Genomic DNA, 11,766 nt, shown 5'->3' on the forward strand with positions numbered 1-11,766 from the left:
ATACAGATCAAAATAATGAGGTTATGCGCAATGATTCTACAGGCATAACCTCGTCTTATATTATCTGTTCATCTTAATATATCGTTGACCGAAGCGTCTAAAAAAAGCAAAACCAGTTAAGAGACTAAGTGATAATGAGCCAGTAGACCCGCCATACCATTCGTCTTCGTCATCATCGTTACTTGTTGTGTCATCAGTACCAGACGGTGGCGTTGGTTGGTCAGGTTGGTCAGGTTGGTCAGGTTGGTCAGGTTGGTCAGGTTGGTCAGGTTGGTCAGCATCGCCTAATACATCCAAAATAACAATAGCTGGTTCATGATCTGACGATCTAAATAAATCAGGGTACTTAGCTAAGTCTGCAGTATATTTTGACGAATACTCAAACAACTTTGATTCTGATGCATTGATATGCCAAACATTTGCATCCACCACTTTTGATGCAGTTTCACTGTCTACTAAAATATAATCGAGTGTACCGACAGTGTCGTTATAAATAAAACTGTACGCGGCAGGATGTTGTTCACTGATCACATTAACAAACCCAAATGAATCAGAGATAGCGTTTGGATCACTTCCCGCCATGGGTTCGTCACCTATGTATGTCATACGTGCAGGCATCACGCTGTGGTTTTCTGGCATGTTTGTTAGCACAAGTAGCGGGTCTTCCTGCCCATAAGCATTAAGATCACCAATGATCAATTTATTGCCCGTAATTAACGCCATTTCATTACCCAAATGTTGAGCCGCTGAAACACGTAAGTGCTCACAAGATCCTTGTAGACCAACATCTTCGCCACTCTGAATAGCGACATCTTCCCAACACGTAGATCCCTTAGATTTGAAATGATTCACAGAGACAGTGACTAACTCTTCTGAGTCATTAACCTTAAATGTTGGCGTTATCGCGTCGCGTTGATAGTTGTCACCATTTTCTTTACCCGTTTGGCCTGCATGTTGCTCAGGCATCTTAATGATTCGGTAAGTATCAAGCGTCACCATCGAAGGTTTGTAAATCACTTGATTGGCAATCGCATCACTACCAATAAAACCCGCATTATCAGGGCTTGTGACAAAAGCATATTGCTCAACGTCTGGTAATAATATATTCACTTTATCAACCAAATGCGCGACTGCAGAACTATCACCGAAACCATTATTTTCGATTTCCATTAAACCAATAATATCTGCATCTAAAGCCACAATAGCCGCCGCGATCTTATCGCCTTGTAATTCAAACTCTGCGTAAGTCGTTGCACCACGATTCGTCCCAGTGGGGTTTTCGGCGCCGTCAAAAGGAGAATTAAAGTAGTTTAAAACATTGAAAGTGGCGATGCGTAGTCCCTCGCCTGTGACATCAGGGCGAGACAATCGAGGATTCGCATGAATAAAAGTAAATTCGTCAGCTTGGTTAGTAATATAAAGTCTAAAATCACCGTATGAATAACCTAACACACCTCCTAACCCGTTAACTAAGTCACCATTACGTATATAGTCGTTTGTGGTACCCGTTCCATCATCTTGACCGAATGTTGGATACCATAGAGGGGCACCGTTGGGCGCTTTAATCATGGTTTCCACGATAATGCGTCTATCTTCGTTATCATCAAGTTGCGAGTTTGCACCTGCAGAAGCGGGAATATTTAATTGATTGGGGTGCAGGTTAAGGCCAGACTTAGCTATAACCATGTTGCTACGAAATGGACCATAGTCAAAACCATAAGTGCGCGCAACATACATATCGGCATGTTGGTCAATATTAACGAACATGCCTTCATGTCTTTCTAATGTAAAATCAAATTCATCATCGTTACTTGCTACTCTCACATTTGTTACAGGTATCGTACCATTACCGATCACGTCTACATTTGTTGCTTGTACTTTAGTCCAGCCGTAATCCTCTTTGACTTTACCAGTTACCGCAACCTTATCGCCGATAGATAGACCCGTTATAAAACCTGAGACATAAATACCATCAGATGTTGTCACATCATTATCGCCCAGTTCATCTTGAATAAAGAAGCCTTGTGGTAAATCATTACCTAAAGCATTAACTTGGATGGCCGTGACAATACCTTCAATTAGGAACGTTTCGTCTGAGATGTATTTTTCAGTTGTAGGATCTGTATAGGGAGAGGACCAACCATTTCCCTGAAGTGCCATAATTGTCGATTCGATAATAGTCTCAGGTTCCCCGCCATTATCAGAGCCACCAGCAGATGAGTCTAACGAACCTAAGCCATCGCTATTATTCTTTGTCTTAACGAGCCAGTCTGATTCATTATATATAGTCGTAGCAATGCGACTTTGTCTTACTAAGGTAACGTCTTTACCAAAGTTTTGGTCGCCCATTACACCGATGATATCGTGTACATCACCGTTCAATAATAATGCGATAGGATCATCACCATTAAAACTAATCACGTTAGTATCTGTCATGTCCGTATTAGACAAAATATCGGCGTTAGCATCGCTATGAGCCAACACAAACACATCGCCCGCGCCAATAACGATGCCATCTAACGGCAAACGGTTACCCCATTCATTATTACCGTTCGCAGATTTTGCTAATTCATAGCCGATTAACGTAACAAGTTCATTACCTGTATTCGCTATTTCAATGGCTTTATTAAACGAACTCCCTTCGATATATTCAGAAATTAAAATATCAGCATGTGCCGTCAGCGAAAAAATAGCACTCGCAGACAAATATAGTATTGTTTTCTTCATCTAAACATTCCTTTGTAAAGTATATGAGTCGGTATCAATCCGTTAAATACCAATGCTTTAAAATACTAATTAGGAATAGTGACAATTTAGTTACGACTTTAATAAACTATAAGCATACTTATTAAAAACCAGTAAAATGACTATAAATTCACTACTTTAGTACCAGCGATTCTGTCATGAAGGCAGCGCTTTTGTTTTCCAAAAATCAAAATTAAACCAATAGACACACTCAACTTCAGTTGTTTAATTGCATACCGCATAGTTAACCCTCCTATCTATCGATAGAGGGCTTTGCATCGTGATTCCATTCATGAAGATAAGTCCATTTAATCTTTTCAATAATAAGCTGTCTACTACCGGTAATTAATCTGTTATACCAGCGATAAATACTCAGTCACACCAGCGATAAATCGCTGCGCCCACATAGGGCAACGACGACGTATCCATTTGTAGGCTAGTTCCCTGCCAGATATGCTGCTTATAATGATGATAACTGTGTAGAAAATGTAATAAGCTATAGCAAGCGCCAATATCGCCTTGCGTAATTTCTGGCGTTAAAAACTGAGTATTAGCATCGTAAAGCCCTGAAATCGCACCAAGTGTGTTGTGTCCAACTTGATCTAAGCTTTTATCTCCGGAATGACACAGCGACAAATACTGCACAGGTTGAGTTTGTTTAGCGACAAGATCCGCAATAATTGCAATTAGGCCACTTGGAGCTTGTCGATCAATCACCACATCCATACCACAATTTAACACCTCTATACCCTGTGACTGCCGAGACAACACAATAAAGACAGCCCCTTCCGAAGCTGGTAATACAACAGAATCATAATCACTGAACTGACCGATAAACTTTAGCAAGCCCTGCTCTGTAGCCCAACTGTCTACCGCACCAATCACCACCTGTTCCATACCACTACTGAGTAATACGTCCGCTTGGCGCAATGCCTGATAAAAACCCGCACTCCCCAGCAAGTAATAATGACTATCAGGGTGCCTTGTCCACGCAGGTAAAATAGCAATCACAGAATCAATCAAATTATTTTGCATCTGGCTAAATTTAGCATCGACATAAGGCAATACCATCAATACCGGAGCATCTTGACTTAATTCAATTAAATTCGAGTTTGCTAACGCAACGTTAATTAATATTTGCCATCGGTCAATACGGCTATCGGCCAATTCTGATTGAGTAAATATAACTTGTTTAACGGGTTTAAATTGCGCGTATTCAGTAAGCTCTGTTAAGGCTATATCCGGTGTTAGCCCAGTCAAAACAGAATCGATTGAATTAGGATGACAACCAAATTCACCGGCATAATCGACCACCGTAAACTTCATAGCATCCCTCCGATATTAAACCCACGCGCATCCGTTAAACGATGTTCAGCCTTCATGCACCAATAGTGATAAGCAGCAACCTCGCATTGAGAAATGTTTCCTTGCTGCCAGATAAAGTCTATATTTGATTCATTAATTGGTTTACCCGCCAATATACGCTCTGGGAATTCATCGCGGTGCAATATCCACCAATCACTCAATGACTGTTTCAACGCCACCAGCAAGTCTACTTGAGATTCAGGTTCGTACTCGCCATACAATTTAGCGGGTAGTTGCGTCTCAAGGTCAGCCCCTAGTAAGGTATGCAAAGCAGCAAAAGCAGCGTGACTTAAAAAACCAGCGGTTAACATTTGGATCAACCAAGGAATAAATTGTTTATATCCGCTAAATGCCATGAGTGATAATACAAATTTGGCATTATCGTTATGTGCAGACAATTCATTAATTAAAGCCCCAACCAAACGGCTATCTGCTTGAACAACATATTGTTTCAATAAAGATTTGTCTGATAATAACGCGCTGCTTAACACAGGTAAGTTCACAGGAAAAGTGCCTCGACATAAGCTCAATGCTAATAACTTTTTACTGTTTTGCGCTGTCGTTTCAGCGTCTAAAAAGTGACTAGACCAGATATGCGATGCTTTGCCCAAATGCTGGTTAATAAAATGAATACAGGGCTTAATATTATCGACATGAAGAAAATTGAATTGATCTCTAATAACAGGCGTTGCGCAGGCGATTACACATAACAACTCTTGTGTTAACAAGCTCTGCGGTGTTGATGGTTGCTTTGCTGTTGCTTCCAGTGTAATAAGCGCAGCAATTAACGCAGCACCATTATGACGTTGAGACCACCATTGCAGACAAATCCTATCGCTACCATTAATCGCAGTGCGATGTTTGACGAGTTCCACTAATTCAGTGACAGTTTGCGCTAATAATAAATCGAGCCAAGTGGGTTTATCTATATCTAGCGATGATAATGCATCACCTTGCTGCGTTAATAAATAAAACCAACCTGCAGCTTGTTGGTCAAGTTGCTTGAGTTGTAAATGCGTTGACCAACAATTGTCAAAGCAACGTTCTCGCTGTTGAAAATAAGTTTCGGCCTGGCCAATCAACGAAAGTAGAGACTTTACATCCATATCAATCCCTAACCTATTAACACAGTCGGAACACCCGCAACAATTTTGCCACCATGTGCAGCGGCATCTCCCATTCGAGCAGCAGGTTTGCCATTAATGAGAACCGTCGAAGATCCTTTCACAATCGTGTCTGGTGGTCCACAGCATACCATTTTATCACCCAACCTTGCCGCTGGTAGTCCTCCAATCAGCACAGTAGGCGAACCGGCGATAACAGGTCCGCCTATATGAGGTACACGACTAGTTGACGCAGGGCATACATGAAAACTCGTCATTGTTGCAGCTGGCATTCCCATAAAAATCCTTTTCTAAAACCAGATAATAAAATAAGTCTAATTAATTTTAACGACAGAACCTTTCACAACAACCATTGACCCTTCGATATTAGTTGCAGAGCCTTTAACTTTGACATTTGTGCCTGATATTTCGATATTAACGCCAGAAAGCTTTATCGTTCCGTCACTTTTCATTAATAAGCTAGCCGATCCAACTTCAAGCTTAATCTCCGTTGCAGCCTTAAGTTTAAGTATATTGCCAACATCGAGCGTATCATTATTAGCGATCTTGCTATTACGGTCGTTATTGACGGTTTGCGTTTGATCATTGGTCACTGTCAATGTGTCATTATTGGTGACCGTTGTTGTGCGGTCATTACCTACAGTGTCGGTCTGATTATTAACGACAACTAATTGATGATCCTTCTCGGCACGAAAGCCTAACAATTCACTGCCGATTTTGTCTTCGAAAATCAGTTCGTTGCAGTTTGCATTACCGTTAGTTGTTGTTGAGTGAGTCCGAATACCGCTTTGAGTTTTGTTGGCCGGTAAAGGATTGGCTGGCATTTGATCGCCATTATAAATAGCGCCAATAACAATAGGCTGTGAAGCATCGCCATCTAAGAATGATACCAACACCTCTTGCCCTACACGGGGATAAAAGAATGCGCCCCAGTTTTTACCCGCCCAATTTTGAGAAACTCGGATCCAACAAGAGCTGTTCTCGTCTGATGTACCTAGCCTATCCCAATAAAATTTAACTTTAATGCGTCCGTAAGAATCAACATATATCTCGTCCGACGCAGCCCCCGTTACAATGGCTGTTTGCACACCACGAATGATTGGTTTATGTATATTTATAATCGGCTGATAGCTTGGCGTATTTTCAACACAACAAAAATTAGAATTGATCTCCATACCATTTTTTGAATTAACATCAAGCTGCGAGCCTTGACTCGCCATAAAATGGTTGCGTGTAATAAGGAATTCAGGCCCCACAAGGCTTTGTGTTGCGTGCTTAGAAAAAGCAATCACCTTACCACTTTCAATCGTCACATAATTTGAGTTGGCTTTAAAAATAGCTTTGTTTGATTGTAATTGCTCTAACTGTGTTGCTGAAAATGAATTTGATGCGGCTAAGTTTTTATGCCCAGAAACATATTCAAAATGTTCTAAATTATCCTGCCCTGTAAACTCAGCATTAACTGAACTACCGTCAATATTCATTAAGGGCTGTTCAAAGTTAATAGCTCTTAAGCTCACCTTACCGGGTTTAACCGCGGCCAATGACGACCAAGTGGAGACGTAAGCATGAGAAATAATTTCATCTGATTGTAGCAAAGGACTTTCGGCACAGTTCACATGTGAAGTCGTTGAATTTGCTAATATAACGGAATTAGACCCACTACTTTGCTTAAAGTAAAAATATATACCTTCCTGAGCAAATAATCGAGTCAAAAGTTGATAATCAGTTTCATGATACTGAACGCAGTATTCATAGGGCTTAAATGTAGTACCTGCATTGTTAACAAACTGAATATTATGCTCAGGAAATATTAATGACGCAATATCGATAACGGAGAGGTCTTGAAAGATACGGCAATTACTTCGCATAGTTGCTAACCAAAGCTGTGGTGAAATAATTAAGGTATAACGGTAATATTTACTGGTATTATTCAATGCTTCATAGGATTGCCCCTGAGAACTAATACTCGTTACAATACCATTAAAATTTCTTGTGTAGTTGCCAGAAGAATCTTTAACAGCAAGTTCAATGGTTACCGATTGACCCAGTAGAGCTTGGTAATCCAGCTCACTATTTGTGGTATACACCGAGGCATTAATTTCGTACAAAGCAGATATGCTTTCTTGCATTGATACGGCCGTAATATGTAAGGCGTCACCACCCAATGGTGTGGTGATTTTCATCATTGAATGTTGTTGAGTAGCCGCTGCCATTTTATTTCCTAACTGAACAAGTGTAACGAAACAGTTGGGCAACTGTTTAAGTCACCCAACTGTGAAACCAGCAAACTTACATTTGTTGGCCAGTTACACCGCTGTAACCATATACAAGTGGTGCTTGTACATTATTCTGATCATCAGTCGGCGTTACAGTCATCATCATTTCTGTATAACTGATTGTGATCGTTTCTAAAGGACGGTCACCTTGAACAGAAACTTGGTAGCCGCTAATCATTGCATCTGTAAGTTCAATTTTCATGATCTCTTCGATACCTTTACCCTGCTTAGTAATGTGGAAGATTGCACTTTTGCCTTTACCAATTGTCGATTCTTTAAATAGCTCAGGTGACGCTTTATCCTGTAATTTTGTAATCGTTACATCATTAAGCTTTGCAGAACTTGCTTCACGATCTTGCGCAGTACCAGTATAAGAACTTAGTACACGGGTTGTACCGAAGTCTAACGATAATACTGTGATTAAATCTGGGAATTCTTGAGCAGTAGATTCACCAGCAATCCCTTCATAATTTAAATACGTATTTGCTTGCATTTTATCATCCTTTTAAATTGCTTAAATAAGCTTTTCATTACAATAGTTTTATCAATAAAACCATCTCTAAAATATATTTCAAATTACCAGTCAGTTTACTTAACACTATAATAAATAAACAAATCTGCGCTTCAACAGCTAATTACATTATCTAAATTACCACTCTGTAATACAAGTTTTCCAAGTATGCTTTCACCCAATAAAAAGAATGGTTTTCTATCTCATACTTTTCGTTTTAAATGAGCGTGATAATGAATTTTTCTTCATTCGTAATAACGTTTATTTGACTAAATTCAACCTGTTTAGTCATTGCTTCCAATACTTGTACTGATATTTCAGGTAACAAGGTATTTTGTAGATAGTTATGGATTGTACGGGCACCTGATGCCACGTCATGACAACGACTGACAATTTGAGTAATTACTTCATTATCAACTGTAAAATCAGCATTGTGATTACGACGAATTCGCGCAGCCAAACGATTTATTTGTAATTGAGCAATCGTACTTAACATGTCATCCGTTAACGGCACAAACGGAATTATGTTTGCACGTCCTAAGAACGCGGGTTTAAATACCGCGGTTAAATCTGCTTTAATACAATCTGCCAAGCTTTCTAACTCAGGGGCAGTGTCTGGATCGGTAAACAAGCCTGTTATCGTGTCAGTACCTACATTGGATGTCATGATAATGATGGTATTTTTAAAATCGATATCTCGCCCTTCACCATCCTTAACACAGCCCTTGTCAAAGATCTGATAAAAAATATCTTGCACGCCAGGAGCTGCTTTATCCATTTCATCGAGTAACACCACACTGTAAGGATTACGGCGAACAGCTTCGGTTAATACGCCGCCCTCACCAAAACCAACATAGCCGGGAGGTGAACCAAGAAGCAGTGATACTTTATGCTCTTCTTTATATTCGGACATATTAATCGTGATAATATTTTCTTCACTGCCATAAACCTGCTCGGCAAGTGTGAGCGCGGTTTCCGTTTTACCGACACCACTTGGACCCGTTAACATGAAAATACCATTGGGTTTACTTTCATCACTGAGTTGCGCACGCGAGATTTGAACTGTTTTAGCAATCATATCAATCGCATGATCTTGACCGATAACACGTGACTTCATTTCGTCACTGAGGTTAAGCACTGTTTCCAGTTCATCTTGTGCCATTTTACCTAATGGGATACCTGTCCAGTCAGAAATGACTTCACAAATAACTTGTTCATCAACCTGCCAGTAGACCATGGTATTTTTAGCTTGGTGTAATTGTGCTTTTAACGCTTTAAGTCGAGTATATTTTTCTTCTTCTACGCCATTTTCATGAATATCTGCAATTTGTTGTTGAATAGCTTTTACTAATTCTGATTGCGCTTGCCAAGCTTGTTTCTCAATAGCTAAGTTATCTTGTATGCCAGTAAGCCTCGCTTGTAACATGCTAATTGTGTCACTGTGATCATCGCCAGATAACTTCTCACGCTCAAGCAGTTTAATTTCAGCTTCAAGCTGCGCTTGCTGACGTTGTAAATCTTCAACTAAACCCGGTGTTGCAGCCTGGCTAATTGCAACGCGAGCACAAGCGGTATCCAATAAGGCCACTGCTTTGTCCGGTAATTGACGGCCGTTTATATAACGTTTAGATAAAGCCACTGCAGCTTGGAGGGCATCTGCAGTGATAACAACATCATGGTGTTGCTCCATGACAGGTAAAATACCGCGTAACATAGTGACTGCAGTTGGAATAGAAGGCTCTTCGATCTTAACAACTTGAAAACGACGGGTTAATGCCGGATCTTTTTCGAAATACTTTTTGTATTCAGCCCAAGTTGTTGCAGCGATAGTACGTAACTCACCACGAGCAAGCGCAGGTTTGAGTATATTTGCGGCGTCATTTTGACCTGCCGCGCCACCAGCACCAATCATGGTATGTGCTTCATCAATGAATAAAATAATTGGGTTAGCAGATTGTTTTACTTCATTTAATACCGCTTTAAGACGGTTTTCAAACTCACCTTTCATCCCTGCTCCCGCTTGCAAAAGCGCAAGATCAAGTTCACGTAATTGCACGTGCTGTAGACTTTCTGGGACATCTTTCGCTGCGATACGTTGTGCAAGCCCTTCAACAACCGCGGTTTTACCAACACCGGCATCACCGGTTAATATTGGATTGTTTTGACGTCGGCGGGTAAGAATATCGACCATTTGTCTTATTTCTGGGTCACGCCCTAAAATAGGGTCCATCTTGCCACTACGGGCTTTTTGCGTTAAATCAACCGTAAATTGATCTAACGATGGTGTTTTACTGTTTGTTGCTACGCCCGCATTAGACACACCAACAAGGCTACTTTGCTCTGTCGATTTTTCGGTGATGATAGACCAATTATCACGAATTAAGTCCGCTGATAATCGTTCAAATTGGCGAACATGACGAGACAACATAGCATTAATACTGTCGTCACTAAGCAATGTATAAAGAATAATACCGGAACGGATCTGCTGTTCGTCAAACTCAATCGTCGCATTTAACCAAGCTTGCCTTAACAAGGTAATTATATGCGGAGAGAGGCTTGGCGCTGCGCTATTCCCGGTTTTTTGGCGTTCTAATGATAAATTAAGTTCATTGATAAGCACTTGTACATCGATGCCCTGCAGCTGACAGATTATCCCTATATCATCTTGTTTGTTTTCGACCAGCTGTAATAGCCAGTGTTCTATCTCAACCGTAAATTGACTGCGTGAATGACAAAGTCCCGCAGCCCCTTCTAGTGCCTTTTTCCCGCTTTGGTTTAATTTATCCACTAGGTGTTTTAACGACATCGTTGACATGTAAAATCCTTTTAATCCATCAAATTAACACATCAATGGTATGAACTTTAGGTCTAATCAACAATCGACTAGAGGTATGAAAAAAGGTTGAAAATGTTTATTTAAAATAAGTATTAGCCATTGTAAGACTCTGCGGCATAACCGCCCCCCTTTAGTACCCCACCATTAAATACCAACATCACAATGCACATTAAGTAAATACCAATAAAGTGTTAAATAATGGTAAATTATGTTTACATAAAGTAAATAGACTGTTAGCTTTATTGAGGGGTTTAAGAAAGCAAAATCCCTTAAAAGTTAAGAATATACATGACTTATTGTCATGACAATCAACCAACAATAGGAATAATAAAAATGCGTACAAAATGTGCTATAGGCAAAGTAGTAATGACACAAGCTGACGATGGTGAACTTCAATTAAAAGGTGAAGTTATGGTCGAATTTCCCTCTCATGTTGTTGAAGCGCATGCTGCACTTAAGAGCTTTCATGCAAGATATGAAAATGATTATTATGTAGAACGAATTGGAGCTTCAGTGGGTACTTGTGAGATTCAAGCTACTGGTACTCAAGTTAAAGTACCAGTGTCAGTTCAGCTCAATCAAGGCAATGATGACGAAAATGCTGTATACGGCGAAGTTGAAGTCTTAGTCATCGCAGAAGTAGAGTAAACATACTTGCCACTGGCTAAATGTAATTAGCCAGTGGCTCGCGAATAAATTAAAAAAATCAATAATTAGGACCATCAAAAGCTCAATCAAGGTAATAACGACTTTAGCGCTTTATACGGTGAAGTTGAAGTATTGGTCATCGCGCTCAATGCTTACCATTAATGGCTGATGTAGTGGCTGACACAATAGAAAAAACATTCCCGACAAATTCAACCGTGACTTATATTCCGTTTATCACCAAGATAATCGTTTATTAAC

The 11,766-nt window shown here is 40.1% G+C and carries 8 protein-coding genes; 1 reads left to right on the forward strand and 7 read right to left on the reverse strand.

The features are described 5' to 3' along the window. Positions 1–60: 60 nt before the first annotated feature. The 7 genes from HWV03_RS11805 to tssH form a co-directional block, all read right to left on the reverse strand. Positions 61–2,727 carry an ExeM/NucH family extracellular endonuclease gene (locus tag HWV03_RS11805; RefSeq protein WP_211676084.1) on the reverse strand — a complete coding sequence of 889 codons (2,667 nt, stop codon included), beginning with the start codon at positions 2,725–2,727 and terminating at the stop codon, positions 61–63. A 390-nt stretch (positions 2,728–3,117) separates the two neighbouring features. Further along, positions 3,118–4,071 carry a hypothetical protein gene (locus HWV03_RS11810; RefSeq protein WP_211676085.1) on the reverse strand — a complete coding sequence of 318 codons (954 nt, stop codon included), beginning with the start codon at positions 4,069–4,071 and terminating at the stop codon, positions 3,118–3,120. Further along, a complete protein-coding gene (locus HWV03_RS11815) occupies positions 4,068–5,216 on the reverse strand; it encodes a hypothetical protein (protein WP_211676086.1) in 1,149 nt (382 codons plus the stop codon). The genes HWV03_RS11810 and HWV03_RS11815 overlap by 4 nt, the downstream gene beginning before the upstream one ends. Positions 5,217–5,224: 8 nt before the next feature. Beyond that, entirely contained in the window at positions 5,225–5,512 is a 288-nt protein-coding gene (locus HWV03_RS11820) for a PAAR domain-containing protein (RefSeq protein ID WP_211676087.1), read from the reverse strand. 36 nt (positions 5,513–5,548) lie between these two features. Next, positions 5,549–7,450: a type VI secretion system Vgr family protein gene (locus HWV03_RS11825; protein WP_211676088.1), complete on the reverse strand. Its 1,902-nt coding sequence runs from the start codon at positions 7,448–7,450 to the stop codon at positions 5,549–5,551. A gap of 76 nt (positions 7,451–7,526) precedes the next feature. Further along, positions 7,527–8,006, reverse strand: coding sequence for an Hcp family type VI secretion system effector (locus tag HWV03_RS11830; RefSeq protein WP_211676089.1), 480 nt, complete (start codon positions 8,004–8,006; stop codon positions 7,527–7,529). A 235-nt stretch (positions 8,007–8,241) separates the two neighbouring features. Beyond that, on the reverse strand, positions 8,242–10,839 hold the full coding sequence (gene tssH / locus HWV03_RS11835) for a type VI secretion system ATPase TssH (RefSeq protein WP_211676090.1): 2,598 nt from the start codon (positions 10,837–10,839) through the stop codon (positions 8,242–8,244). A gap of 354 nt (positions 10,840–11,193) precedes the next feature. Between tssH and HWV03_RS11840 the strand changes: the two genes are divergently transcribed. Beyond that, complete coding sequence (locus HWV03_RS11840; RefSeq protein ID WP_211676091.1) at positions 11,194–11,508, forward strand: hypothetical protein; 315 nt, start codon at positions 11,194–11,196, stop codon at positions 11,506–11,508. The last annotated feature ends 258 nt before the right edge of the window (positions 11,509–11,766 follow it).

Source organism: Moritella sp. 36 (assembly GCF_018219415.1).
Lineage (GTDB): Bacteria > Pseudomonadota > Gammaproteobacteria > Enterobacterales > Moritellaceae > Moritella.

What these genes read in the sequence shown, in the direction of transcription:
- HWV03_RS11805 (WP_211676084.1), bottom strand. Translation starts at nt 2,727, where the DNA reads ATGAAGAAAACAATACTATATTTGTCTGCGAGTGCTATTTTTTCGCTG.
- HWV03_RS11815 (WP_211676086.1), bottom strand. Translation starts at nt 5,216, where the DNA reads ATGGATGTAAAGTCTCTACTTTCGTTGATTGGCCAGGCCGAAACTTAT.
- HWV03_RS11825 (WP_211676088.1), bottom strand. Translation starts at nt 7,450, where the DNA reads ATGGCAGCGGCTACTCAACAACATTCAATGATGAAAATCACCACACCA.
- HWV03_RS11840 (WP_211676091.1), top strand. Translation starts at nt 11,194, where the DNA reads ATGCGTACAAAATGTGCTATAGGCAAAGTAGTAATGACACAAGCTGAC.
- tssH (WP_211676090.1), bottom strand. Translation starts at nt 10,839, where the DNA reads ATGTCAACGATGTCGTTAAAACACCTAGTGGATAAATTAAACCAAAGC.
- HWV03_RS11830 (WP_211676089.1), bottom strand. Translation starts at nt 8,006, where the DNA reads ATGCAAGCAAATACGTATTTAAATTATGAAGGGATTGCTGGTGAATCT.
- HWV03_RS11820 (WP_211676087.1), bottom strand. Translation starts at nt 5,512, where the DNA reads ATGGGAATGCCAGCTGCAACAATGACGAGTTTTCATGTATGCCCTGCG.
- HWV03_RS11810 (WP_211676085.1), bottom strand. Translation starts at nt 4,071, where the DNA reads ATGAAGTTTACGGTGGTCGATTATGCCGGTGAATTTGGTTGTCATCCT.